At 61.6% G+C, this 25,260-nt stretch carries 26 protein-coding genes; 15 read left to right on the forward strand and 11 right to left on the reverse strand.

Annotated elements, in window-relative coordinates:
- Positions 1 to 3: 3 nt before the first annotated feature.
- Positions 4 to 1,134 carry a carbon-nitrogen hydrolase family protein gene (locus AB4N82_RS20905; RefSeq protein WP_032889892.1) on the reverse strand — a complete coding sequence of 377 codons (1,131 nt, stop codon included), beginning with the start codon at positions 1,132 to 1,134 and terminating at the stop codon, positions 4 to 6.
- A gap of 212 nt (positions 1,135 to 1,346) precedes the next feature.
- Here AB4N82_RS20905 and AB4N82_RS20910 point away from each other — a divergent pair, with 212 nt between their 5' ends.
- Positions 1,347 to 3,386 (forward strand): oxidoreductase, encoded by a 2,040-nt coding sequence (locus tag AB4N82_RS20910; protein ID WP_122765515.1) that lies wholly within the window; start codon positions 1,347 to 1,349, stop codon positions 3,384 to 3,386.
- 57 nt (positions 3,387 to 3,443) lie between these two features.
- Entirely contained in the window at positions 3,444 to 4,334 is an 891-nt protein-coding gene (locus AB4N82_RS20915) for a 1-aminocyclopropane-1-carboxylate deaminase/D-cysteine desulfhydrase (protein ID WP_122765514.1), read from the forward strand.
- On the opposite strand, the gene AB4N82_RS20920 is transcribed toward AB4N82_RS20915, so the two are convergent.
- The 3 genes from AB4N82_RS20920 to AB4N82_RS20930 form a co-directional block, all read right to left on the reverse strand.
- Positions 4,324 to 4,881: a cytochrome b gene (locus tag AB4N82_RS20920; RefSeq protein ID WP_122765513.1), complete on the reverse strand. Its 558-nt coding sequence runs from the start codon at positions 4,879 to 4,881 to the stop codon at positions 4,324 to 4,326. The genes AB4N82_RS20915 and AB4N82_RS20920 overlap by 11 nt on opposite strands.
- 114 nt (positions 4,882 to 4,995) lie before the next feature.
- The gene (gene phnX, locus AB4N82_RS20925; protein ID WP_122765512.1) at positions 4,996 to 5,823 is read right to left on the reverse strand and encodes a phosphonoacetaldehyde hydrolase; all 828 of its coding nucleotides are present in this window, start codon (positions 5,821 to 5,823) and stop codon (positions 4,996 to 4,998) included.
- A gap of 29 nt (positions 5,824 to 5,852) precedes the next feature.
- On the reverse strand, positions 5,853 to 6,962 hold the full coding sequence (locus AB4N82_RS20930) for a 2-aminoethylphosphonate--pyruvate transaminase (RefSeq protein ID WP_122753628.1): 1,110 nt from the start codon (positions 6,960 to 6,962) through the stop codon (positions 5,853 to 5,855).
- Positions 6,963 to 7,075: 113 nt separating this feature from the next.
- On the opposite strand from AB4N82_RS20930, the gene AB4N82_RS20935 reads away from it, so the two are divergent.
- Positions 7,076 to 7,936: a LysR substrate-binding domain-containing protein gene (locus tag AB4N82_RS20935; RefSeq protein ID WP_122753629.1), complete on the forward strand. Its 861-nt coding sequence runs from the start codon at positions 7,076 to 7,078 to the stop codon at positions 7,934 to 7,936.
- On the opposite strand, the gene AB4N82_RS20940 is transcribed toward AB4N82_RS20935, so the two are convergent.
- Positions 7,906 to 8,802, reverse strand: coding sequence for a LysR substrate-binding domain-containing protein (locus AB4N82_RS20940; RefSeq protein WP_032889874.1), 897 nt, complete (start codon positions 8,800 to 8,802; stop codon positions 7,906 to 7,908). The genes AB4N82_RS20935 and AB4N82_RS20940 overlap by 31 nt on opposite strands.
- Positions 8,803 to 9,060: 258 nt before the next feature.
- Between AB4N82_RS20940 and AB4N82_RS20945 the strand changes: the two genes are divergently transcribed.
- Both AB4N82_RS20945 and AB4N82_RS20950 read left to right on the forward strand, forming a co-directional pair.
- A complete protein-coding gene (locus AB4N82_RS20945; RefSeq protein WP_032889872.1) occupies positions 9,061 to 10,386 on the forward strand; it encodes an MFS transporter in 1,326 nt (441 codons plus the stop codon).
- 108 nt (positions 10,387 to 10,494) lie between these two features.
- The gene (locus tag AB4N82_RS20950) at positions 10,495 to 11,202 is read left to right on the forward strand and encodes a YebC/PmpR family DNA-binding transcriptional regulator (RefSeq protein WP_032889871.1); all 708 of its coding nucleotides are present in this window, start codon (positions 10,495 to 10,497) and stop codon (positions 11,200 to 11,202) included.
- Positions 11,203 to 11,298: 96 nt separating this feature from the next.
- On the opposite strand, the gene AB4N82_RS20955 is transcribed toward AB4N82_RS20950, so the two are convergent.
- Both AB4N82_RS20955 and zapE read right to left on the reverse strand, forming a co-directional pair.
- The gene (locus AB4N82_RS20955; RefSeq protein WP_099601071.1) at positions 11,299 to 12,600 is read right to left on the reverse strand and encodes a protein kinase; all 1,302 of its coding nucleotides are present in this window, start codon (positions 12,598 to 12,600) and stop codon (positions 11,299 to 11,301) included.
- 39 nt (positions 12,601 to 12,639) lie between these two features.
- A complete protein-coding gene (gene zapE, locus AB4N82_RS20960; protein WP_460102862.1) occupies positions 12,640 to 13,734 on the reverse strand; it encodes a cell division protein ZapE in 1,095 nt (364 codons plus the stop codon).
- A gap of 214 nt (positions 13,735 to 13,948) precedes the next feature.
- Between zapE and AB4N82_RS20965 the strand changes: the two genes are divergently transcribed.
- The 7 genes from AB4N82_RS20965 (at position 13,949) to AB4N82_RS20995 (ending at position 20,237) form a co-directional block, all read left to right on the forward strand.
- Positions 13,949 to 14,449: a Csu type fimbrial protein gene (locus tag AB4N82_RS20965; protein ID WP_163034901.1), complete on the forward strand. Its 501-nt coding sequence runs from the start codon at positions 13,949 to 13,951 to the stop codon at positions 14,447 to 14,449.
- Positions 14,443 to 14,985 carry a Csu type fimbrial protein gene (locus AB4N82_RS20970; RefSeq protein WP_122680612.1) on the forward strand — a complete coding sequence of 181 codons (543 nt, stop codon included), beginning with the start codon at positions 14,443 to 14,445 and terminating at the stop codon, positions 14,983 to 14,985. Before AB4N82_RS20965 ends, AB4N82_RS20970 begins: the two co-directional genes overlap by 7 nt.
- An 18-nt stretch (positions 14,986 to 15,003) precedes the next feature.
- A complete protein-coding gene (locus AB4N82_RS20975) occupies positions 15,004 to 15,546 on the forward strand; it encodes a Csu type fimbrial protein (protein ID WP_122765509.1) in 543 nt (180 codons plus the stop codon).
- A complete protein-coding gene (locus tag AB4N82_RS20980; protein ID WP_122765508.1) occupies positions 15,546 to 16,037 on the forward strand; it encodes a Csu type fimbrial protein in 492 nt (163 codons plus the stop codon). Before AB4N82_RS20975 ends, AB4N82_RS20980 begins: the two co-directional genes overlap by 1 nt.
- A 26-nt stretch (positions 16,038 to 16,063) precedes the next feature.
- The gene (locus AB4N82_RS20985) at positions 16,064 to 16,852 is read left to right on the forward strand and encodes a fimbrial biogenesis chaperone (RefSeq protein WP_032889858.1); all 789 of its coding nucleotides are present in this window, start codon (positions 16,064 to 16,066) and stop codon (positions 16,850 to 16,852) included.
- Positions 16,853 to 16,923: 71 nt separating this feature from the next.
- Complete coding sequence (locus AB4N82_RS20990; RefSeq protein ID WP_122765507.1) at positions 16,924 to 19,269, forward strand: fimbria/pilus outer membrane usher protein; 2,346 nt, start codon at positions 16,924 to 16,926, stop codon at positions 19,267 to 19,269.
- A gap of 47 nt (positions 19,270 to 19,316) precedes the next feature.
- Positions 19,317 to 20,237: a Csu type fimbrial protein gene (locus AB4N82_RS20995; protein ID WP_050442866.1), complete on the forward strand. Its 921-nt coding sequence runs from the start codon at positions 19,317 to 19,319 to the stop codon at positions 20,235 to 20,237.
- Here AB4N82_RS20995 and AB4N82_RS21000 read toward each other — a convergent pair.
- Both AB4N82_RS21000 and AB4N82_RS21005 read right to left on the reverse strand, forming a co-directional pair.
- Positions 20,234 to 20,971 (reverse strand): anti-sigma factor family protein, encoded by a 738-nt coding sequence (locus AB4N82_RS21000; RefSeq protein ID WP_122765506.1) that lies wholly within the window; start codon positions 20,969 to 20,971, stop codon positions 20,234 to 20,236. The two genes, AB4N82_RS20995 and AB4N82_RS21000, sit on opposite strands and share 4 nt — an antisense overlap.
- A complete protein-coding gene (locus tag AB4N82_RS21005; RefSeq protein WP_122765505.1) occupies positions 20,968 to 21,474 on the reverse strand; it encodes a sigma-70 family RNA polymerase sigma factor in 507 nt (168 codons plus the stop codon). The genes AB4N82_RS21000 and AB4N82_RS21005 overlap by 4 nt, the downstream gene beginning before the upstream one ends.
- A 169-nt stretch (positions 21,475 to 21,643) precedes the next feature.
- Between AB4N82_RS21005 and AB4N82_RS21010 the strand changes: the two genes are divergently transcribed.
- A complete protein-coding gene (locus AB4N82_RS21010) occupies positions 21,644 to 22,726 on the forward strand; it encodes a catalase family peroxidase (protein ID WP_122765504.1) in 1,083 nt (360 codons plus the stop codon).
- Positions 22,723 to 23,262, forward strand: coding sequence for a cytochrome b (locus AB4N82_RS21015; protein ID WP_099600977.1), 540 nt, complete (start codon positions 22,723 to 22,725; stop codon positions 23,260 to 23,262). Before AB4N82_RS21010 ends, AB4N82_RS21015 begins: the two co-directional genes overlap by 4 nt.
- 21 nt (positions 23,263 to 23,283) lie before the next feature.
- Here AB4N82_RS21015 and AB4N82_RS21020 read toward each other — a convergent pair whose 3' ends face one another.
- Positions 23,284 to 24,435 (reverse strand): M14 family metallopeptidase, encoded by a 1,152-nt coding sequence (locus tag AB4N82_RS21020; protein WP_032889844.1) that lies wholly within the window; start codon positions 24,433 to 24,435, stop codon positions 23,284 to 23,286.
- On the opposite strand from AB4N82_RS21020, the gene AB4N82_RS21025 reads away from it, so the two are divergent.
- Complete coding sequence (locus tag AB4N82_RS21025) at positions 24,413 to 24,745, forward strand: hypothetical protein (protein ID WP_460102868.1); 333 nt, start codon at positions 24,413 to 24,415, stop codon at positions 24,743 to 24,745. The two genes, AB4N82_RS21020 and AB4N82_RS21025, sit on opposite strands and share 23 nt — an antisense overlap.
- A 151-nt stretch (positions 24,746 to 24,896) precedes the next feature.
- On the opposite strand, the gene AB4N82_RS21030 is transcribed toward AB4N82_RS21025, so the two are convergent.
- Positions 24,897 to 25,247: a DUF6124 family protein gene (locus tag AB4N82_RS21030; RefSeq protein ID WP_122765503.1), complete on the reverse strand. Its 351-nt coding sequence runs from the start codon at positions 25,245 to 25,247 to the stop codon at positions 24,897 to 24,899.
- Positions 25,248 to 25,260 lie beyond the last annotated feature (13 nt).

A 25,260-nucleotide genomic window follows, 5' to 3' on the forward strand; every position in this document is an offset into this window, starting at 1 on the left:
GCGTTACAGCCAGATATTCAGCAGGCGCGCGCCACGGGCGTCGCTGTCGGCGTTGATCTGCCCGTTGTGACTCAGGAAACTCTGCCCGGCAGTGCCCAAATCCCAGAACTGCCCGCGCAGAAATACGCTCATGCCGGCGCTGGCCTGGCTGATCGGTTGTTGGCTGATCAAGGTCAGGCGGCGCCACGCTTCGCCCTCACTGAGCTCTTCGGGCTTGAGGCTGATTTCCTGTGGAGTGGAGACACTTTTAAAACCGCGCCATGGTCGATCCCAGGTCTCGCGGCCAAGCACAAAGGCCGGCACTGCAATCAGCTGCGCGCCTTGTTCGTTGAGCTTGCGGTAGTTGTCCGGGTACCAGCTGTCACTGCCCACCAGCACGCCAAGGCGGCCGGCCGGGGTGTCGACCACGCTGACGATATTTTCGTCTCCAGGCTCGATAAAACCGCGCTCATCGTAGATCGGGTAGAGCTGGCGTTGCAGATTGCCGACGGGCAAGCCGTCTGCCGCAAATACCACGCTGGCGTTAAACAGCGCGCCATGGCCGACCTGGAGTTGCCCTTGGCTCACACTTGGGTTGGGCAGGGCAATGGAGCCAGCGACCACCGTGACCCCGAATTCCTTGGCCAGGCCGCCGAACAGCACTTGATAGTCACGCGCCATGGCCGGGGCTTTCATGCGCAGGTAGGCGTCGTTGGTGCGGTCATCGCCCGTGGCGCTGATCCAGGCACGCAGGAATTGCAAGGGATTGCTCAGCGACAGCCAGTGCATCGCGTCCTTCACATGCAGCGCTTGGTACACCTCGTTTTTTTCGCCGGTGAGCATCAGCCAAGTGCCGATGTGTTCAGGCAGTACCACAATGGTCTTTTCGTTGATCAGGCCCTGGTCCCGTGCGTTTTGCAGGTACGCCGCAAGCTTCAGGTGCAGGCGTTCCAGGCTCTGGTAGTCGGCGGGGAATAACTCCGGCTGGATGCCCAGCAGGTTACCTCGATCGGCGGGTTGGCCTTCGTTGACGGCGAGGGTGCTGCGCAGGTCCGACAGGTAATGCGCCACGGGGCGCTCCTGGGTCCAGACCAGATACGCGGCGACGGCGGCAACCAGGGCCAGGGTGACGGTAAAAGCTAGAAGTTTACGCATGGGGGAACAGACAACAGACCAAGTGCAGGGTTCGCTGACTAGGGTAGGGCCCATGCGGCGGCTTGCCAAGGGGCGCTGTGCGTTTGGATCAATAAGTTGTGAGTTTCGGTCATTGAGCGGTAGGGGATCGCCTCTTAGTCTGTGGGACATAAACCGATGGCAGGCCATTCGAGCCTTCCACGTCCCGTGATGATCCGTTGTGGAGCTGTACCATGACCGCTGCTGCCTACCCGCACCTGCTGGCCCCGTTGGACCTGGGTTTTACGACCTTGCGCAACCGTACTCTGATGGGTTCGATGCACACCGGCCTCGAAGAAAAACCCGGTGGCTTCGAACGCATGGCGGCTTATTTTGCCGAGCGCGCCCGTGGCGGCGTGGCCCTGATGGTCACCGGTGGCATTGGCCCCAACGATGAAGGCGGGGTGTACGCCGGTGCGGCCAAGCTGACTACCGACGAGGAAGCGCAAAAGCACAAGATCGTGACCAAGGCCGTGCATGAAGCGGGCGGCAAGATCTGCATGCAGATCCTCCACGCCGGCCGTTATGCCTACAGCCCCAAGCAGGTCGCGCCAAGCGCTATCCAGGCGCCGATCAACCCGTTCAAGCCCAAGGAATTGGACGAAGAGGGCATCGAAAAGCAGATCCAGGATTTCGTCACCTGTTCGCTGCTGGCCCAGGTCGCCGAGTACGACGGCGTGGAAATCATGGGCTCCGAAGGTTATTTCATTAACCAGTTCCTTGCCGCCCACACCAACCACCGCACCGACCGTTGGGGCGGCAGCTACGAAAATCGCATGCGCCTTGCCGTGGAAATCGTGCGGCGGGTGCGCGAAGCGGTGGGGCCGAACTTCATCATCATCTTCCGCCTGTCGATGCTCGATCTCGTGGAAGGCGGCAGCACTTGGGAAGAAATCGTGCAGTTGGCCAAGGCCATCGAGCAGGCCGGTGCGACCATCATCAACACCGGCATCGGCTGGCACGAAGCGCGTATTCCGACCATCGCCACCAAGGTGCCACGCGGCGCGTTCAGCAAAGTCACTGCCAAGTTGCGCGGTGCGGTGCAGATCCCGCTGATCACCACCAACCGCATCAATACACCGGAAATTGCCGAGCAGATTCTCGCCGAAGGCGATGCGGACATGGTTTCGATGGCGCGACCGTTCCTCGCCGACCCGGAGTTCGTCAACAAGGCCGCCGCCGGGCGTGCCGATGAAATCAACACCTGCATCGGCTGCAACCAAGCCTGCCTGGACCACACCTTTGGCGGCAAGCTGACCACCTGTTTGGTCAATCCCCGTGCATGCTACGAGACCGAACTGAATTACCTGCCGGTCAAGCAGATCAAAAAAATCGCTGTGGTCGGCGCCGGCCCTGCGGGTCTGGCAGCTGCCACCGTAGCCGCTGAACGCGGTCACCACGTGACGCTGTTCGACTCGGCCAGCGAGATCGGCGGCCAGTTCAACATCGCCAAGCGTGTGCCCGGCAAGGAAGAGTTCTTTGAAACCCTGCGCTACTTCAAGCGCAAGTTGCAAACCACTCACGTCGAGCTGTGCCTCAACACCCGAGTGGATGTCGCGCAGCTGGCGGCTGGCGGCTACGACGAGATCATCCTGGCCACCGGCATCGCGCCGCGCACGCCGGCGATTGCGGGCGTGGAAAATGCCAAGGTGCTGAGCTACCTGGACGTAATCCTTGAACGCAAGCCGGTGGGCAAGCGCGTCGCTGTGATTGGCGCTGGCGGTATTGGTTTCGACGTGTCGGAATTCCTCGTGCACCAGGGCGTGTCTACCAGCTTGGACCGTGAAGCATTCTGGAAAGAATGGGGCATCGACACCCAGTTGCAAGCCCGTGGCGGTGTGGCCGGCATCAAGCCTCAACCCCATCCACCGGCCCGTGAAGTGTTTCTGTTGCAGCGCAAGGCTTCAAAGGTCGGCGACGGTCTGGGCAAAACCACCGGCTGGATTCACCGTACCGGCTTGAAGAACAAGCAGGTGCAGATGCTCAACAGCGTTGAGTACCTGAAAATCGACGATGACGGCCTGCATATCCGCATCGGCGCCGAGGGCGAGCCGCAGCTGTTGGCAGTGGACAATATCGTCATCTGTGCCGGCCAGGATCCGTTGCGTGAATTGCACGACGGCCTTGTCGCAGCGGGCCAGAACGTGCACCTGATCGGCGGCGCCGATGTGGCGGCCGAGTTGGATGCCAAGCGCGCCATCAACCAAGGCTCGCGCCTCGCCGCGCAGCTGTAAGACGACGCAAGGGGCGGTGTTACACTACCGCCCCTTTTTTTATTCAGATGCCGCCCGATGGGTCCTTTCGATTGGCTTCCCCATGCTCCGCTTGAACCGTTAGCACTGGATTGGCTCAACGGCGTCGAGTTGGCCGTGCTGCGCCTGGACCGCATCGACCCGCTGATCAGTGGCAACAAGTGGTTCAAGCTCACCGAGCACTTGGCCCAGGCGCGACAGGCAGGCGCCAGCGGCGTTATCAGCCTCGGCGGCGCCTATTCCAACCATCTGCACGCACTGGCGGCGGCGGGCAAGCGTTTTGGCTTTCCCACTGTCGGCCTGTTGCGCGGTCATGCGCAAGACACGGCTACCGTCCAGGATTTGAAAGCATTCGGAATGCAGCTGCATTGGCTCGGTTATGGCGGCTATCGTGCGCGCCATGAGCCGGGTTTCTGGGAACCTTGGCGCGCGCTTTATCCGCATCTGTATTCCGTGCCTGAAGGCGGCGGCGGATTGGCCGGCGCAGTGGGGTGTGGGGTGTTGGTCGAACAGGCCGGTGAACAACTGAGAAATCTGGGTTGGGCCGATTACGACGGCTGGTGGCTGGCAGCAGGCACCGGCACCACGCTGGCAGGTTTGGTCCTGGCAGAGGCGGGCGCCCATCCGGTGTTCGGCGCAATGGCCGTGCCGGACGATCATGGTGTGGCGCAAAACGTGAGTGCCTTGGTGCAAGGTGGCTATACATTGCTGGATGCCAGCCGTGGTGGCTTCGCCAAGGTCGACCCGCTGTTGCTCGACTTTATTGAAACCACGGAGCAGGCCTGTGGCGTGCCGCTGGAACCGCTGTACACCGGCAAAGCCCTGCTGGCGTTGAAGCAGCAGATCGAGGCCGGGCACATCGCGTCCGGTACTCGCCTGATCTTTGTGCACACCGGCGGCCTGCAAGGCCGCCGAGGGCTTACAGCCTAGCGCGCTTACCCGGCATCATCCGCAACGCTGTGTTATCGCGCATCACATAATGATGAAAGATCCCCGCCAGGGCATGCAGGCCGATCAGCCAATACCCGATCTGGCCGAACAACACGTGCCAGCTTTCAATCTCTTTGGCCAGTGGCTTGTTCTCGCCAATTAACGGCGGCAACTCCATGCCATAGAACATCACCGAATGCCCCTCGGCACTGACGATCAGCCAACCAGCAATCGGCATACCGATCATCAAGGCGTACAGCGCGGCGTGCATCAGGGTGGCGAGCAGGCTTTGCCATTGCGGCGGGGCGGGGACGATCTTCGGCGCCACCCCCAGGCTGCGCGCGAACAGACGCAGCCATACCAATACAAACACGGTGAGGCCGAACATGAAGTGCATCTCGACGATCAAGGCGCGGGCGCCGCTGCCTTTGGGGAACTGGCCGCGTAACTCTATGCAGGCGTAGACCACCGCCAGCAGCACCACCATCAACCAATGCAGCGCAATCGACATGGTGCTGTAGCGCGTATCGGAATTTTTCCACGGCATCGCTCGGTTCCTTATTCATCAGGGTAAACCTCCGCTCTTTGGCGACGGAGTCTTTTTACTTTATGCCTGTTTTGAACGATTTGCCCGGCGCGAATGCCTTTGTATTGACGCTTGTCAGTGGCTTTGCGGCATTTCACCGCGCGCCAGACGCTGGTTTACATCGGCGATCACCGCCGGCAGGACAGTGATGGTATCGATCAGGTAATGCGGGCGTGAGCCTTCGAACATCGCCTCGATGCGCGTGCGTTCGCTGGCCAGGGTGGCGGCATCGAGGGCTTGAAACTGTTCATAGGTAAGCCCCAGGGCATTGCCGGAGCAGGTCAGGGCCACGGTCCACATTCCGGCGCGACGACCTTCGAGTATGCCGGGCACGGTGTCGTCGACCTTGAGGCACGCCGCCACATCATCAATTCCGAGGGCAATTACATTGGCCAGGGCCTGGGCCGGCCATGGGCGGCCGTTGGGCACTTCATCGGTGGCGACCACATGGTCGGCGACGTAACCATTGGTGGCGGCCAGGGCGACAACCTTGTCCATCACCTGCTTAGGGTAGCCGGAGCAGGAGCCAATCTTGATGCCTTGCTCACGCAGTTGAGCGATGGTGTCGAGTGCGCCGGGGATCAGCGCCGAGTGTTCGGCGATCTTCTCGATCTGCAACGGCATGAAGCGCTGGTAGATGGCGGTCACGTCGTCGTCGGTGGGCGTGCGGCCGAACGCCTTGCGATAACGCTCGGCGACTTGCGGTTGGTCGCAAAGGGTGCGGATATGGTCCCACTTGCCCATGCCCATCGGGCCACGGGCTTCTTCGATGGAGACTTGCACGTCGAACTCGGCAAAGGCCTCGACAAAAATCTGAGTCGGCGCGAAGGAGCCGAAGTCGACGACGGTGCCGGCCCAATCGAGGATGACGGCCTGGAGGGTGTTGGGGTTTTGATAGTTCATGGTTCAGATCCTGTGGGTTATGGGGAGAATCAGATGTCCAACACTTCCATTTCTTGCAGCACCTCGGCGATTGCCTTGACCGCCGCCTGCATGCCGGTTGCGTCGACATGGCCGATGCAGCCGACGCGGAACGTTTCCACTTGGGTCAATTTGCCGGGGTACAAGATGAAACCCTTGGCCTTGACCCGCTCGTAGAAGTCCTTGAACTGGTAGCGCGGGTCTTTGGGGGCGTGGAAGGTGACGATGATCGGTGCCTGGATTGCGGCCGGCAGAAAACTGCGCAAACCAATGCTGGCCATGCCGTCCAGAAGCGCCTGGCAGTTCTCGGCATAGCGTCGATGGCGTGCAGGCAGGCCACCTTCCTCCTGGTATTGCAGCAGCGCTTCGTGCAGGGCGGCGACCACATGGGTCGGTGGGGTGAAGCGCCACTGGCCGGTCTTCGCCATGTAGGTGTGCTGGTCGAACAGGTCCATCGCCAGGGAATGGCAGTTGCCTTGGGCGGCGGCCAGTGCCTGCTTCTCGGCAAAGACGAAGCCCATGCCGGGCACGCCTTCGAGGCACTTGCCCGAGGCGGCGATCAGTGCGTCGAACGGTACGTTGCGGGCATCAATTGGCAGGGCGCCGAAGGAACTCATGGCGTCGATGATCAGGCGCTTGCCGTGGTTCTTAACGACCTGGGCGATCTCCGGCAACGGATTGAGAATGCCGGTGCTGGTTTCGCAGTGGATCAACGCGACGTGGGTGATGCCCGTGTCGGCCTGGAGCAAACGGTCCACATCGGCGGCGGTGGTGGGTTCGTCTTCAGCGGTTTCAAAGGTGCTGAAGTCGCGGCCCAGCACTTCACAGATCTTCGCCAGGCGCTTGCCATACGCACCGTTGATCAGGACCAGCACCTTGCCATTACGTGGGACCAGGGTGCCGATGGCCGCTTCGACGGCAAAGGTGCCGCTGCCTTGCAAGGGCACACAGTGGTGGCTGTCAGCACCATTGAGGATTGCCAGCAATTGCTCGCAGACGCTGGCAGTGAGTTGGTTGAAACGGTCATCCCATGAACCCCAGTCCACCATCATGGCCTGACGGGTGCGGTTGGATGTGGTCAGGGGGCCAGGGGTCAGCAGGATCGGCGCGGCAGTGGTCATCTCAAGTCCTCGCAAGGCATCGGGGGTTGAAGCTACGGCGCCTAAATTGCAGTTTGGCTTGTCATCAATCAAATTGTTTGTTGTTATGCGAGCTATCAGTGAGGCCGATGACTATGAACCTGTTCCAACTGCGCGCATTCGATGCCGTGGCCCGCGAGGGCAGTTTTACCCGTGCTGCCGCGCGGCTGTTCATCAGCCAACCGGCGGTGACCGGGCATATCAAGGCCCTGGAGGAGTACTACCAGATCCCGTTGCTACGGCGCACCGCCCGACGGGTTGAGTTGACTGAAGAGGGCGCACGGCTGGCGGCGATCACCCGGGCGATCTTCGGCCTGGTGGACGAGGCCCAGACGATGCTGGAGGCCAACCGCCAACTGCTGACCGGGCGTCTGGAAGTCGCGGCGGACGGCCCGCACTTGGTGATGCCGATGATTGCCAGCCTGCGCGCGCGCTACCCCGGGATTACCGTCAACCTGCGCCTGGGCAATGCCCAGGAAACCCTCGCCGCGCTGTTATCCGAACATGCGGATGTGGCGGTGCTCACCGAAGTGGAGCCGCGCAATGGCCTGCACCTGCAACCCTTGAACGAGTCGAGGATTTGCGCATTGGTGCCGGCCAGCCATCCGTGGGCGCAGCAACCCGAGGGTATTCGCCTCGAGCAACTCAACGACGTGATCATGGTGCTGCGCGAGCCCAGCTCCATCACCCGGCGTACCTTCGATGACGCCTGCATGGCCGCGAATGTGCAGCCCAAGGTGCTGCTGGAACTGGACAGCCGCGAGGCGGTGACCGAAGCCGTCGCTGCTGAGTTGGGGGTGGGCGTGGTCTCGTCCATGGAAGTCAGCCCCGACCCGCGCGTGCAGGCCGTGGCGATTGAGGGCGATGGGCTGGTCAACCGGCATACGCTCGGTTGCATGGAGCGGCGCCGTTCGTTGCGCCTGATTCAGGCGTTTTTCGAGTTGGCGCCGAGCTGAAGGCTGTCGCGCACGATCTCCAGGAACGTCGCCACCACCCGGCGGGAACTCTGTTCCTTGAGGCATACCAGGGTTTCTTTCATGCGCTGGCTGCAATCGCGGATCGGCATGGCGCACACCCGTGAGTCGGCGCCGAACTCCGCCGCCGAGACCACGCCCACGCCGATGCCCACCACCACCGCTTCACGCGCGGCCTCACGGCCTTCCACCTGGATCGCCGGGCGAATGCGCAAGCCTGCCTGGCTCATTTCCTGTTCAAGGGTCTGACGGGTGACCGAGCCGATTTCACGCAATACCAGCGGCGTGTCGTCCAGGTCAGCCAAGCAGATGGACTCGCGTCCGGCCCACGGGTGGTTGCGCGCGACAAAGGCGAGCAATTGGTCGTCAGGCAACGGCAGCGACAGCAGGCGCTCATCGTCGACGTCGCGGCCCAGCAAGGCCAGGTCGGCCTGGTAGTTGTATAGGCGAAACAGCGATTCGTCGGTGTTGCCGGTTTCGATCTTCACGCTGATTCCCGGGTACAGCTGGCAAAAACGCGCGATCTGCGGCAGCACATGCACGGGGGCATCCACGGCGAGGGTGAGGGTGCCGGTGAGCAACGCGCGGGAGTCCTGCAACAGTTCCTCGGCTTCGGCCTCGATCACAAACAGGCGCTGGGTGATGCTCAGCAGGCGTTCGCCCAGGTCTGTCAGGCGCACTGAGCGCTTGTTGCGATGAAATAACAGCACGCCGAAGCGCTCTTCGAGTTTGCGCACCTGGTCGGAAATCGCCGGTTGCGTCAGGAACAACCGTTCGGCGGCCTGGGTGAAACTGCCGTGTACGGCCACGGCATGAAAGGCTTTGAGTTGGGCATGGGACACCGACATCGCAAATCCTCTTACAAGCTGAGCTTATATTTGAAATACGATAAATCGATTTTACCTATTAGTCAGCCATTGCTTTGATATGTCTCAACCACTGTAGGTTGAGTCCTACAACCTCCGGTGGTCATGGGCTCTGGGACACCGGACTCATCTGACCAATACCGCGCCATCCACGGCTCGGCATTGCAGTGCTTAACCATAAAAACAACAGGCATTTGCTTCTCGATTCTGCCGGCACACTCACCTGAGGTCAGAAACACCATGAATATCCCTATGGGTAGCATCAAGCGTTGGCGTGTGCAGATTTTCGCCATCACATGGCTGGCGTACGCCGCGTTCTATTTCACTCGCAAGGCGTTTTCCGTGGCAAAGCTGGGGATCGTCGACGACCCGAGTTTCCCCCTCGACAAAATGATGATGGCCAACCTGGATGGCATTTACCTGGCGGCCTATGCCGTCGGACAGTTCACCTGGGGCATGCTGGCTGACCGCTTCGGGCCGCGTGTCGTTGTGCTCGGCGGGTTACTGATTTCTGCCGCTGCGGCGCTGGTGATGGGCACGTTTGCCACCTTGCCGATCTTTATAAGTTGCATGCTGATCCAGGGCTTGGCGCAGTCCACCGGCTGGTCTGGACTGTGCAAGAACCTCGGCAGTTTCTTCCCGGCGCAGCAGCGCGGGCGGGTGCTGGGGTTATGGAGTTCGTGCTACGCCTTCGGTGGCCTGGTGGCGTCGCCCTTTGCCGGGTGGTGGGCCTACACCCTGATCGGCAGCTGGCATGCGGCGTTTATCTCCAGTGCGGCGGTGGTAGCGTTTGTGGCGGTGCTGTTCTTTCTCTTCCAGCGCAACACGCCGCAGGACGTTGACTTGCCGGCCGTGGAACCGGAGCCGCTGCTGAGCGCCGAGGAGGCCGCCGCCGAGAAGCGCATCAGCGTGCTGGAACCGCTGCGGGCCATCTTGCGTAACCGCACCGTCTTGACCCTGGGGCTGGCGTATTTCCTGTTGAAACCGGCGCGCTACGCGATCCTGTTGTGGGGCCCGGTGATCGTGTATGAGCAAATGCCCTCGGTCGGCAAGGTCGGCGCGGCCATCGTGCCGACGGCGTTCGAACTGGCCGGTTTGCTGGGGCCAGTGCTGATCGGGCTGGCGTCCGACAAACTCTTCGGCGCCCGACGCATGCCGGCCTGCGTGCTCAGCCTGCTGGCCCTGACCGTGGCCTTGGCGCTATTCATGGGCGCGCTGCACACCGGCAGCGTGCTGCTGGTGATGGCGTTGTTGTTTGTGATGGGCCTGACCCTCTACGGGCCGGACTCAATGATCAGCAGCACCGCTGCCATCGACTTCGGCACCGCCAAGGCGGGGGCGACAGCCGCAGGCTTTGTGAACGGTTGCGGTTCGGTGGGGGCGATCCTCGGCGGGTTGCTGCCGGGCTACTTCGATACGGTGACGGTGTTTATCGTGTTTGCCGGTGCCGCGCTCTTTTCCTCGCTGGTGCTGATGCCCTACTGGAACGCCAGGCCGGCCGTGCTGGCCCAGGTCGGGGATTTCGTGCCGGACCGCGGTCTTGCGATCAAACCCTTGCGAACCTGAGGGGGATGGCCGGTTTTTGGTGGATCAGAGCGTTTTTGCCCTATAAACTCTGCCCCCAAAGCGCCGGCCAGTAGACGTTTCGGCGCGATGTATAGAAGAGAGTGAGTCATGGGCGCACAGTGGAAAGTCAAACATAAAGAAGCGGCATCCAATGCCAAGGGCAAGATCTTTGGCAAGCTGGTGAAAGAAATCACCATCGCCGCCCGCAATGGCGCCGACACCGCGACCAACGCTCACCTGCGTCTGGTGGTGGAGCAGGCCAAGAAGGCCTCGATGCCCAAGGAAACCCTGGAACGCGCGATCAAGAAGGGCGCCGGTCTGCTCGGTGAAACTGTGCAATACCACCGCGTGACCTACGAAGGTTTCGCCCCGCACCAGGTGCCGCTGATCGTTGAGTGCGTAACCGACAACATCAACCGCACCGTGGCGGAAATCCGCGTGGCGTTCCGCAAGGGTCAGTTGGGTGCTTCGGGCTCGGTAGCCTGGGACTTCAACCATGTCGGCCTGATCGAAGCGTCGCCGGATACCCCGGACGCGGATCCGGAAATGGCTGCGATTGAAGCCGGTGCACAGGACTTTGAAGACGGCGAAGAAGAGGGCGCGACCCTGTTCATCACCGAAACCACCGACTTGGACGCAGTGCAGAAAGCGTTGCCCGAGCAGGGTTTCACCGTGCTATCGGCCAAGCTGGGCTACATCTCGAAAAATCCGGTCAGCGGTTTGACGGATGAGCAGATGGCTGAAGTCGAAGCCTTCCTCGAAGGTTTGGACAACCATGATGACGTGCAGGATATGTTCGTGGGCCTGGCGGGCTGATTGAATTTATAGCTGTACAACTGTGGGAGGGGGCTTGCTCCCGATAGCGGTGGGTCTGACCCACTGCAATCGGGAGCAAGCCCCCTCCCACATGGTTTAAGAGTGTTGGATAGATGCCAGCAAGGCGTTGATTTCTTCGAAGCTCGGTCGTGCCAACACATCCGGCTGACAGCACATTTTTTGGAGTTCCAAGAGTTCACCGCTCAACCCCGTTTCAACCCGCTCCAACAATTCCCCCAGCAACACCCCGAACGCCCGCACTTCAAGTCGCTGTAACGCCCGTGTCTCCAAGGTATCCGTCGTGGCATGGAACGACGCTGCGCCAAAATCCCCTAGCAGGCAATCGCCCACTTCATTCCACAGAATATTGTGGCCGTACAGGTCGCCATGGGTGATGCCGTGCCTGTGCAAATGAGCGGCCACGGAGGCGATACCCTGGGCCATGCGCAAGGCCACATTGGCACTGAAACGGGCAGTCGGTTCGTAGATGTCGCGGGTGCACGAAGCCAGGCTCGGCAGCGCGGCGAGGTTGCGGTAACTGGGGTCAATCAGGTCCATCACCAGTGCGGCCTGGTGGTCGGGATGGCCGACTACACGGCCCTCGACCTTGATCAGATTGGGATGCAGCCCGGCGGCGATGCAGGCCTGCATTTCGTGCAGCGGCGAGCCATCGCTGGTGATGGTGCCTTTATAGAGTTTGACTGCCACCGGCTTGGCCTGCGGTTTCCATAGGGCCTTGCGGATCACCCCCGAGGCGCCTTCGCCCAGCACTTCGGCCAATTCCAGCTCTGTCCACGGGATGTCCGGCGTTGCGTCTTCTGCCGCCACATCCACTGCCATTTCCACCGGGTTTCCGGCATAGGCCAACCAGGTCAGGCTTGGCAGGGCTAACAGCCATTGTGGCAGGTGGGTAAAGCGGTTGGACGCGATGCGAAGCAATTCGAGGTTGTGACAGTTGGCCAGGCTTTCCGGCAGGGCCGCGAGCTGGTTCCCGGCGAGCATCAGTTTTTGCAGCAGCGGCCGCTCGCCCAACGCGTCGGGCAACTGGCTGATGCGATTGTCGGTGAGGATCAGCCAGCGCAACAGCGGCGGTAAAGCGGCGGCGGGAACGTGGCTGATCTGGTTGGCCTTGAAGCCGATCATGCTCAACTTGGCGCACTGCCCCAGGCATTCCGGCAGCTCAGTGAAAGCGTTGTCCGAGCAGAAGAGCACGCGAAGGTGCGGCAGGCGGTGCAGGTCGTCGGGCAGGCGGCTCAGGGCGTTACCGCTGAGGTTGAGGATCTCCAGGGAGTCGGACAGCCCGAAGATTTCTTCTGGGAATTCGGTGAGCCCGCAGGACAGGTCCAGGCGCGTAACGCCGGCCAATTGGCCAGCCTTGAGTTGGGCGAGGGTATTCATGAACGGCGCGGTCACTCGGCAAGGGGGCGTAAATGGCGCTCATGATACCGGGTCGGGCACCGGTTGCGGGCTGGCGTGTTGCAGTTGATTCAGGCGGCTGGCGGTGCGCGCCAAGTCGATGGCCTGACCGCTCATCGCCTGTGCCAGCGGTTGTTCGCCGATCAGGATCAGGTGCTTGTCTTTGTCGTAGAGCACGTCCACCAGGTTGATAAAGCGCTGCTGCACAGCGATCGGGCACTCGGCCAAGTGGGGCAGGCCGTCGATGATCCAGTGATCGAAATCCTCGCACAGCAGCAGGTAGTCCATCACGGCTGTCAGCTGTTCGCAGAGGTCGCTGAAGGTGAGCGCGATGGTGCGAGCGTGATGCTGGCGGCAGATCAATTGTCGGTTGCCCACCGTCAGGTGCTGCGCCGGGCCATCGGTGACCGGCAGGCCGAGCGCCGCACGCTGGGTCGGTGTGCCCGGCCACACGTATTGCCCGGTGGTAAAGCGCTGCACGGAATGAGCCTGGGGCAGGCTGCGAAAATCCTTGGGCGAGCTGACTTCCAGCACCTCCATACGCGTGGCGATCAAGTCGATCACCGGTTTGAACCGCTCGTGGTACAGCGGGTTGGGTAACAGGCCTTCGGGCGCATAGTTGGAGGTGACCAGTACCAGTACGCCGCGCTGGAACAACGCCTTGAACAGCCGGGTAATCAGCATGGCATCGCCGATATCGTGCACGTGGAACTCGTCGAAACACAGCACACGGCAGCCGTCGAGCAGTTCGTCCAGGGTGACGGCCAGGGCATCCTCGGCCTTCTGGTGGGCGAACATGCCCCGGTGCAACTGGGCGAAAAAATCATGGAAGTGCACGCGCTGCTTTTCGGCGATGGGCAGCGCCTGGAAGAAACCGTCCAGCAGCCAGCTTTTGCCGCGACCTACCGGGCCGTGCAGGTACAGGCTGCGGGTGGGTTGGCCAGCGAGCAGGCGCTGGATCGCGCGCGCCATGGCGGCGATTGCCTGGGCCTGGCCGGCGCTGAGGGTATAGCCCTGTTGCCGGGCCTTGTTCTCAAAGAACGTCTGGATGGGCGAGTCGTCGTGGCCGTCGGCATGTTTACCGAGCAAGCGACGGATTAAAGGAAGCACGGCCAATGGGATTCACTCTGTGTGTCGAGGTCGCTTACTTTAGGTCGCTTGCAGCGATTTGACCAATACAGAAGGCCGCGGCCAGCTATCTCTAAACGGCATGGAGCACAGGTAATCCTGTCCACACTGGCAGATTTTTTCTCAGTGACTACCCTTCTACATGGAAGTCACCCCTGTATAAGGATTTGGGGCAGTGAAGGGACGAGCAGTATTGACAGTCATGGGCGCGATGCTCTGCAGCACGGTTTACGCGGCGCAACTGCAAGTTGTGGTGCGCATCGATGTGCAACGGGGCTGTCAGTTGGTGGGCACCACCCGCAGCGCTGGCATCGAGCAACTTGGCATATTGGATTTTGGCAGCGGCCCGCGTCTGGATGACCCGGCCGGGCCGTTGAGTGCGGCGCTGATCAGCCAGCGCCAGCCGCGCCTGGAATGTAACCCCGACACCCCGTACCAGATGCGCGTCGATGGCGGCCTGAACGGTGGTACCGGCGAAGTGCGTTACCTGAGCACGGGCATCCCCTCCGGCAAACCCATTCCTTATCGCATTTATGCCGACGCCGCGCGGCGTGTTCCGTTGCCAGTGAATGTCCCGCTCAGCGGCCGTGTGCCGGACTCTGGCTCCGTCGATCTGCCGCTGTATGGTCGTATCGAACCGCTCAAGGACATCCCGGCCGTCGGCCGTTACACCGACCTGCTCAAGGTAACGGTCACATGGTGAACCGTGGCTGGACCCTGCTGGCCATGGGTGGCCTGTTGCTGCTGGCTGAAGACGCCCGCGCGGCGGTGGCCAGCGGGTTTATCCAGGCGCGCATGGTGATCACCGCCAGTTGCGAAGTGAGCAAGGGCAACGACACAGCGCCGGTCAGCCCGACGGGCGGCACCGCCATGCTGGACTTCGGCAGCCAGGGACCTACGTGGAGCAACCCCTTGGGGGCGAACATCTCAGACGGCAGTAACGCGCCGCTGACAGTCTCGTGCAACCCGACGGTCGCCAGCTTCACCGTGACCATCGACGGCGGCACCAATGCCGTCGGCACCACCCGGCGCCTGAGCAACGGCCGCCAGACTATCCCTTATCAACTGATGGCCGACCCGCGGGGGCGTATCCCTTACACCATCGGCCAGCAACGCAGTTTTGTAGCCGCTAATGGCACGCAAATGACCATCCCGGTGTGGGGCGCCGTGGTGGCCAATACCACGGCCCTCCCTGCAGGAACCTATACCGACACATTGACGGTGACACTGGATTGGTAAATCAAAAGGATGACGATCATGCATGCACTTGTATCTCGATTCGGCGTTTGTGCACTGGGTCTGGCGATGGCCTCCAGCCTGAATGCGGCGACCACGGTGACCGGCCAGATCACCTCCAGCCTGACACTGATTGCCAGTTGCCAGGTCAACGGTTCCGGAGCGGCTACTGGTCTCAACTTCGGTAGCTTGAACTTCGGCACCACCAACAGCCTGTTTACCAATGCTGACGCCCAACTGCTGGGCGGTACCGGCACTGGTGGCGCGCTCTCGATCCTGTGCTCCAGTGGCACCACGCCAGCAGTGAAAGTGCGTGCCGGTGCCCATGATGGTGCTTCTCCGGGTGGTACCCGTGCACTGGCCGACGGCGCGGGTAACTTCGTGCCTTACGACTTCTACACCGACAGCGGCCATTCGGCGCTGCTGGCGATTGACGGCGTGATCACCCTCGCGACCAGCACCGGTGTGGCGCAAACCGTGAACCTTTATGGTCGGGCAGTGGGCAAGGCCGGGCTGCCGGCGGGCACGTACTCGGACACCGTGGCCGTTGAACTGACGTTCTAATGCGCTGGCTTCGCGCATTGCTGGCCTGTGGGCTGGTGGTGCCGCTGCCGTTGTCGGCGGTGACCAGCCAGAGTTTTCAGGTGAGCGCGACGATTACGCCGGGCTGCCTGATCGTCGGCGGCGGCGCCAACTACGGCGCGCTGAACTACGGCGGTTACTCGGCCCTGGCCACCAGCACCGTGACCGCGGCGCTGACCGGCGGCGTGACCCTGCAATGCACGCCGGGGGTGGCGTTAAGCATGAGTGTCGACGGCGGCCTGCATAACAGCAGCGGGCGCAACCTGCAACTCAACAGCGGCAGTGCGCGAGTGGCTTATCAGCTGTTTCGGGACGCGGCGTTCAGCCAGAGCCTTGGGATCAGCCAGAGCGTCAGCGTGGCGTACAGCGACGCAAACAACATCAGTCTGCCGATCTATGGGCGGGTGGTTTTACCGGGCAATCAGCCTGGGGGGACGTACAGCGACACGCTGCAGGTGCAGCTGACGTGGTAGGGCTTATCGGTAAAAGGAGTGGTTTTATGCGTTCACCTTCCCGGCGGCTGTGGGCCGCAGGTATTGCCTTGGGGGCGTTGTGCACGACGGGGCTGGTGCAGGCCGCCAGTTCGGTGCTGATCTGGCCTATCGACCCGGTGCTGGAAGCTGATCAACAGGCCAGCGCGCTGTGGCTGGAGAACCGCGGAACGGAAACCGCGAGCCTGCAGATTCGCGTATTTGCCTGGAGCCAGAGTGGCTTTGACGAGCAGTACCAGAACCAGCGCGATGTGATCGGCAGCCCACCGGTGGCCAGGATCGAACCGGGTCAAAAGCAACTGGTACGCCTGACCCGCACCCGTGAAGTGCCGCCGGGCCAGGAGTTGGCCTACCGCATCATCATTGATGAAATTCCCTCGCCATTGCAGGTGCCCACGCCGCCGGAAGGCAAGAATACGGCGGCGGCGATTCGTTTCCAGATGCGCTACTCGGTGCCGTTATTCGCCTACGGCGCGGGGCTGTGGAGCAAGGAGGACGCCACGCGTCAGCGTGACCCGGCGGGCGCGGGCAAACCGGACCTGAGTTGGCACAAGGTCACAGTCGCGGGGCGCAATTACATCGAGGTGCGTAACCAGGGCGCTGTGCATGCACGATTGACGGACGCGTCGTTCAAGCAGAGCGGACAGACGCGGCCGCTGGTGGAGGGCTTGTTGGGTTATGTGCTGCCCGGCGCGACGATGCGCTGGCCGGTGCCGGAGGCTGTGTCGGCCGATCAGCCGTTGCAGGTTCGCGTCAATGGTGCGGCGCAGTTGGAGAGCCTGGCGCCGAAGCGTTGAAGGCAGTGTAACGGGGCGGGGAAGCTCCGGGTTTTAAGCAGATGGAGATGTCCATTGAAGGACACAACGCCATGGTGAGTCGTGGTCGGGCTCGTCATCTATGGCTGTCGGTGGTGGTCAGCGGGCTGTGGGGCGTGGCAGTGGCTGGCGACCTGCCGCCGCCGCCGAGCAGCATGGAGGCTGTCGCCGATGCACAGTTATTTCTGGAGTTGGTGGTCAACCAGATGGACACCGGCCGCGTCGTTGCAGTCGATCAACGTGCCGGGCAACTCTATGTGCCGGCCGGTGCGCTGCAGGACGTGGGCATGAAATTGCCCGGTGAACTCAGCGGCAGCGTGGCCCTGGACGCAATCCCCGGCCTGCACAGCGATTACGACAGCAACGGCCAGCGCCTGCTGATCGACGTGCCGCCGTCGTGGTTGCAGGAGCAGTTCATCGGCAACCGCGACACCTACCCGCGTACCCAGGCCATGAGCAGCTTTGGCGCTTTGCTCAACTACGACCTGTATTTCAACGACACCGATGAAGGCGGCAGCTACCTCGCGGCCTGGAATGAAGTGCGGCTGTTCGACAACTGGGGCACCTTGTCCAACACGGGGCAGTATCGCCAGACCCTGGCCGGCGGTATCAACGACAGCACCCTCAATAATGGTTACCGGCGCTACGACACCACCTGGCGTTTCTCGGATGATGAGCGCTTGCTCACCTACGAGGCCGGCGACGTGATCAGCGGTTCGCTGCCCTGGAGCAGCTCGGTACGCTTGGGCGGGGTGCAGTTGTCGCGCGATTTTGCGGTGCGCCCCGATCTGGTTACTTATCCCTTGCCGCAATTTGCGGGCGAGGCGGCAGTGCCGTCGTCGGTGGATCTGTTCATCAACGGCTACAAATCCGAAAGCGCGCTGCTGCAACCGGGCCCCTACACCCTGACCAATATCCCGTTTATCAACGGCGCGGGTGAAGCGGTGGTCGTCACCACCGACGCCCTGGGTCGCCAAGTGTCGACCACGGTGCCGTTCTACGTCACCAGTACGCTGTTGCAACAAGGCCTGACGGATTTTTCGGTGGCGGCCGGCACGTTGCGCCGCGACTACACCGTGCGCGACTTCTCCTATGGATCAGGGGTGACCAGTGCCACGTTGCGTTATGGCTACTCCGACAACCTCACTCTGGAAAGCCACGCCGAAGCCACCGGCGATCTGACTCTCGGCGGGCTGGGCGCCAATGTGCGCCTGGGCAATTTTGGCGTGCTCAACACTGCCCTCAGTCAAAGCCAGTTCGAAGGCCGCAACGGCCAGCAACTGAGCCTGGGTTATCAGTACAACAGCACCCGTTACAGCCTGTCCTACCAACGGGTGGAACGGCGCGCCGATTACGCCGATTTGACCCTGGTCGACACGCCCTACGCCAGCCTCAGCAAGCGCAGCGAACAGGTGACCCTGAGCCTCAATCTGCAGCGTTTTGGCAGCCTGGGCCTTGGGTATTTCGACGTGCAGGCAGCGGACGATTCCCGCACGCGCCTGCTCAACCTGAGCTGGAGCAAACCGTTGTGGCGCAACACCAGTTTCTACCTGTCGGCCAACCGCGAGATCGGCGATAGCAATTGGGCCATGCAGGCACAACTGGTAATCCCGTTCGACCTCAACGGCAGCCTGGCGTTGAGCACCGAGCGCGGAAAGGACGGCACCCGTCGCCAGCGCGTCAACTACAGCAGTGCGGTGCCCAGCCAAGGTGGGTTCGGCTACAACCTGGGGTATGCCCAAGGCGATGCACCCAGCTATCGACAGGCTGACTTGACCTGGCGTTTGCAGTCGGTGCAATTGCAGGCCGGCGTGTACGGCAGCAGCGATGCCGAGACGCGCTGGGCGGATGCCAGTGGCTCTCTGGTGTGGATGGGCGGCGACACCTTTGCTGCCAACCGCATCAACGATGCATTTGTGGTGGTGAGTACCCAGGGGTTTGCCGGGATTCCGGTACGCTACGAAAACCAGTTGGTGGGAGAGACCGATCGCAATGGGCATTTGCTGGTGCCATGGAGCAGTGCGTATTACCGGGGCAAGTATGAAATCGATCCGCTGAACCTGCCGCTCAATGTGCAGAGCCCTAACGTGGAACAACGAGTTTCGGTGCGCCGTGGCGCGGGTTATCTGCTTGAGTTCCCGCTGCGGCGAGTGCTCGCTGCGAGCGTTACCCTGGTGGACAGTCAGCATCAGGAATTACCCCTGGGCAGCCTGGTGGTCCATGAGCAAAGCGGCCAGCAGGCGGTGGTGGGCTGGGATGGTCTGGTGTACCTGGAGAACCTGTCGGCCCACAACACCTTGCAGGTGACGTTGGGACAAGGGCAAACCTGCCAGGCGACCTTTGATATCGATGAGCAGCAACAAGGCGTGCCGCTGATCGGGCCGTTGGTGTGCCAGTGAGAGGCAGGGCATGGTTGCTGCTCGGGCTGCTGCAGGCGGGCCCGGCGATGGCGGCGTGCTCGGTGGTCACCACCGCGCCGGCCAGCTTCGGCTCGATCAGTTCAATGACGGTGCGCACTGCCGCGCAGACCAGTTCCACGGCCAACGCCGGTTTGAGTTGCACGTCGGCGCTGATTTCGCTGTTGGTGTCGTCGGACCACTTCTACGCCACCGTTACGTCGGCCCAGAGTGGCATGGTCGGGCCGACCGGTGACGTGATCGGTTACACCCTTTACGGCAACAACAGCAGCAGCTATCCGATTACCCGAGGCACGCAATTCGATTTTGGTGGATCCGGGGGGATTGCCCAGGCGTTGGGGCTGATCGCAGGGCCAGGGACGAAAACCGTGCCGCTGTACCTGAGCAGTATCACGGGCAGCAATGTGGCAGCGGGGCTATATACCGAGACGTTGAACATTGCCTGGAACTGGAACTATTGCTCGGGGATCGGCATCGGCGGCGTCTGCCTGGGACGGGACATTGGTAATGCCGTCGCGACCCTGACGGTCAGCATGATCGTCACCAACGACTGTCAGATCACCGCGCCCAATATCAGCTTTGGCAGTGCTCCGGTGATCAGTGGGTTCACTGCCGTGACCGGGCAAACCATCAACATTGCCTGCACCAAGGGCAGTGCCTACACCGTGGGCCTGAGTGACGGCCAGAATCCGCTGAGTGCGGGGGGGCGGCGGCGCATGATTTCAGGCAGCAATTACCTGGCCTACGATATTTTCAAAAGCGCCGGCACCACGCGGTGGGGCAGTGTTGGCGCAGCGCGGCGGGCCAGTTCCACGGCTGAGGTCAACCCCGGCAATGGCTTAGGCACCGGCAGCCAGGTGTTCAACTACAACGCAAAAATCTACAGCGACCAGACCACCCCACCCGCCGGCACCTATCTCGACAATGTGGTGCTGGACGTGGGGTTCTAGAACGGCTGAAGGGAAGGTGGCGGCTGATCCGTCGGGCTGACCACCGCATAGTTGTAGCCGCCGCCGGACCAGTATTGCGCTTGTAATCCATCCGCCGTGCGCTGGCCGTGGGGCAGGAAACCGTTGTCCGGGCCCGGTGGGCGAATGTAGAAACTGATGCGCCGACCCTGGGGATCTTCGTACAGCACCATGGCGGCGGCGCCTTGGTCGGTGGTGAGCAATCGACCGCTGACCGGCTTGAAGCCCGACTGACTCAAGTCCGGCAGGCGGTGGGCCTGGTTGAAGTAGCGGTCGAGCCACGCCTGCATGGTGCCGCTGTCCTGGCCGTTGTAGTCGGCGGGCATGATGCCTTCTTGGGCAAACAGGCGGAACGCTTGCATCGCGTCGGCCATCGGCAACATCGGTGCTTGTGTGGCTTCACGGGCGTGCCAGCCGCCGAGGCCGCCCAGGCTGACGGCAATCAGCAACACCGCCGCCGTGGCGAAGTGGCGGCGCGATTGATGCTTGATGCGTTGGCGAATCAGCGCCGGGTCCAGTGCCGGGTTGGCCGGCTGTTGCAGGGCGCCGCTCAAGGACGCGCGCAGCAGTTGCGCGTCCTGTTGCCAAGCCTGGACCCGGGCCGCGACGTCGGGATGGGCCGCCAAATAGGTGTCGAGCACACGGCGATCACTCTCCAGGAGTTGGTGGTCGACGTAGGCATGCAGGTCGCGTTCGCTGGGGGGCAGGCTGATCATTTGAGTATCCGCAGGGAAGGGCTGGCAATTTCGCCATCGCTGAGTTGACGCAAGGCTTGGCGTGCCCGGGACAGGCGCGACATCACGGTGCCCACTGGCACGTCGAGGATGTCGGCGACGTCCTTGTAGCTCAGACCTTCGACCGACACCCATAACAGCAGGGCGCGCTGTTCGGTGTTGAGTTGATCGAAGGCTTGCAGGATCGACTGGGCGATCACGGTGCGCTCCACCGACGGCTGCGCGTCATCGCGGCCGGTAAAAAACTCCAGCATGCGTGCATAGCGCCGGGTGCGGCGGTGGGCGTCGAGGAACTGCCGATAGAGGATCGAAAACAGCCACGCGCGCAGATCGCCCTCAACGCGTTTGTCGGCCCAGCGGGTAATCGCCCGTTCCAGGGTGGACTGCACCAGGTCATCGGCGCTGCTGGCGTTACGGGTCAAGGACACGGCAAAACGCCGCAGCCTGGGGATGAGTTCACGTAACTGTTCGTCGAGTTCATGCATGGGTGTCTGGCTGGTCACTACGCTGGGATTAGAGAGACGTCCGGCGTTAAGGGTTATTCCAGGCTAGGAAAAATAAATCCACGGCCAGGGAATAGAGCAGATCGGCATTCGTCTCAATGCTCCGACCTTAAGTTTCACCCCCTAAGGCCTCTGGCCCTGGAGTTTGTTCATGGTAGATCACTCATCACCGCCCCGTCCTGCGTTGAGCACTGCGAGCCTGATTGCGCGACTCGCCGGTATTGGGGCCGTAGTTGCTGTCGTTGCCGGGGCATTTGCCTACGTCAACGGCACGCTCGACCCACAGCGGCTGCGGCCGAAAACCTTGGTCAATGCCCTGGAAACGAATAACGGCGTGCACCCTGGTTTTCGCCGGAACCATGCCAAGGGCGTGTGCGTGGCCGGGTATTTCGAGAGCAGCCCCGAAGCCCGTGCGTACTCCAGTGCCCAGGTGTTCAGCGAGGCCAAGACGCCCCTGGTCGGCCGGTTTGCGTTGCCCAGTGGTAACCCATATGCACCGGACAGCAGTGTGCCGATCCGCAGCTTCGCCGTGCAGTTCAACCAATCCAACGGCCAGCAATGGCGCACGGGTATGAACAGCATGCCGGTGTTCCCGGTAGGCACGCCCGAGGCGTTCTACCAGATGCTCAAAGCGGGTGCGCCCGATCCGGCCACCGGCAAGCCGAACCCGGCGAATATGCCGGCGTTTTTCGCCGCGCATCCCGAGACGGCGCCGTTTTTGGCGTGGGTCAAGACCGCCAAGCCATCGGCCAGTTACGCCACCGAAACCTATAACGGCATCAACGCGTTTTACCTGGTGAGCGCCGATGGCAAGCGCCAGGCGGTGCGCTGGGGTGTGGTGCCGCAGAGCCAGGACGCGGCGGGAGATACTGCGCCGGCCGGTGCTGACTTCCTTGAGAAAGACTTGGCGCAGCGCCTGGCGTCAGGCCCATTGCGTTGGCAGTTGAACATCACCCTGGCCAACCCCGGCGATCCACTCGACGATGCGAGCAAGAGCTGGACCGGCGAGCACAAAGTGTTGAACGCCGGCACCCTGGTGCTGCAAAGCAGCCAACCCCAGGCCGACGGTGATTGCCGCGACATCAACTTTGACCCGCTGATTCTGCCCAGCGGCATCGAAGCCTCAAATGATCCGCTGCTGGCCGCCCGCTCGGCGGCGTATGCCAGTTCGTACCTGCGCCGTGCCGGTGAAGTCGGCCCGTTGCACAGTGCCCCTCAGGAGTCGAAACCATGAATGCCCACCCTCGGTTTTTTGCGCCCCTGGCACGTCTGCTGCACTGGTTGATGGCGCTGATGGTCATCGCCATGTTGTTTATCGGCGCGGGGCTGGCGGCGTCGGTGTCGGAGCGGCATGAGTGGTTGATCCACCTGCACAAGCCGCTGGGGATTGCGATCCTCGCTTTGGTGATCGTTCGATTGGTGGTGCGTTTTTCCACCCGTCAGCCGCCGTTACCGTCTGACTTACCGCAGTGGCAAGTGCTGGCGGCCAAGGCATCCCATCTGGTGCTGTATGGGTTGATGCTGGTATTGCCGCTGCTGGGTTGGGCGATGATCTCGGCGGCAGGTGATCCGGTAATGCTCAGCAGTTCGGTGCAGTTGCCGGCGCTGGTGGCGGCTAACGCGCCGCTGTTTGCGCTGCTGCGCAAGGCCCATGGGTATCTGGCTTACCTGCTGTTTTTCACGGTGCTGTTGCACTTGGCGGCGGCGTTGTTCCATGGACTGATTCGGCGTGATGGGGTGTTGCAGAGTATGACCGGCACCAGGGACTGATGCCGGCTGAGGGCAGGGGCGTTAGCGCAGGACCGTGACGATATCGGCCACGGTACTCAACACATCCTTGCCCAATTGCTTGGACCGCTCACCCGACCAACCGGTTTTCGGGTTGGGGGCGTCGTCGTTGTCCTTGAATGGCATTTCCAGGGTCAGGGACAGGCAGTCGTATTTTTCGCCGACTGCATTGCACGCCAGGGTCATATTGGCTTCTCCCGGCAAGTCGCGGGTGTAGCCATGTGTGGTCTGGAAGTCTCGGGTCAGCGCACTCAAGTGGCGGCGGAAGTGTTTTTCCAGCGCTTCGATACGCGGGGTATAGCCCGGGTTGCCTTCGCAGGCGGCGGTGAACACGTAGGGGATTTCTTCGTCACCGTGGATATCGAGGAACAGGTCCACACCGTACTCTTCCATCTGTTGCTGCACGAACAGCACTTCTGGACTGATCTCCTGGCTGGCGCTTTGCCAGGCACGATTGAGGTCCTGACCCATGGCGTTGGTGCGCAAGTGACCGTGGAAGGCACCGTCGGGGTTCATGTTCGGCACCAGGTACAGGTCGGCAACGGCCAGGAGTTTTTTCATCTCGGCATCGCCGTCCTGTTGCAGGCGCTCGATGATGCCTTCCATGAACCATTCGGCCATGTGTTCGCCGGGGTGCTGCTGGGCGATGATCCAGATGTTGCGACGGCCTTCGCCGCCTTTGCCACGGCGCAGCAGTTGGATATCGCGGCCTTCGACGCTTTTACCGGTCGCCAGCAGTTGAGTGCCGGCGTATTTCAGCGCCAGCTCTATCAGCCGATCATGGCGTTCACGGCTGTAGGGCTCGAAGTAGGCGAACCAGGCATGTTTCTCGCGGGTTTCGAGGCTGATGTGCAGGATCTCTCCGTCGAAGCGAGTCGGTACTCGGAACCAGTTGACGTGATCATAAGACGCGACAGCGTGGTAGCCGCTCCAGGCATGCTTATACGAGGAGCCACCCGCGTTGCTCAGGCGAAAGGTGTGGGTGTGGCCCACGTGCATGCCTTCGGCCTTGAAGTGGAACCATTGGAAATGGTGGCTGCGGGTATCGGGTCGAATTGCCAGCAACAAATGGTATGCATCGCTGGCGTCGAGTACTTGGATATTGCCACTGTCGAAGTCGGTGCTGATCTTGATGGAAGTCAAGGCCACGGTCATAGTCTGGTTGCCTGAATATGAGTGTTGTGACGACTATATTACACAGGAGTCTGGTAAAGACTGGACGCAAAATTGTTGCGAGAAGGGGGCGTCGTCCGTGACGCCGCCGCAGCTTAAAATCTATGAGATTGATTCTCAAGCGCTATTTCGCAGAGATCTGAGCCAGAGCGCCCGACTGACTTTCTTTTGGCGATGGTCTTTTGCTACCATGCGCGCCATCGAGCAACACACAGTCTTCATTAGCCTGAAGCCACGCCAGGGAAACTGGCAAAAAAAAGACCCGGCCAAAGAGCCGGGTCAAAAACCGTGATTAGCCTGATGAGGAGATATTCCAAGAGTCCGACCTAAGGTCCCTTGGTTTATCGACTGATCTCGCGATCAGCTGAGCCCAATAATAATCATTATCATTTGCAAGTCAAATGTTTTTATCCCTGTGATAGAAATATTTTCCTTCGCGCCTCTTACGCGTTCGTCTGAGCCCCCGATGCCTGCAGCGACCGCTCTATCATCGCCTTCGCCATATCAATCAAATACACCACTGAAAACGCCAGGTCGCGCTGATTGCCTTGATGGCTGCTCGCCGATTCATAGGCCGTAGCGGCGGCGCTGCGCAACAGCTCTGAGGCGTGCACCAGCGCTTCTTCCTGACTGATGCCCGGTTTGAGTGTGAAAAAACCTTCGTCCGGGACGGGTGCTGACATATTTTCTTTCAAGTAAAAGTCCAGCGCCCTCTGGGCAGCACCGCTGCTGCGCAGGTTGTAAACGTCGTCACTCTTGGTGGCTTCAGGCAGGAGATACGGGCTCGTTGTCATAAGGGGCGGTACT

It is taken from the genome of Pseudomonas sp. H1_D04, from assembly GCF_054683855.1.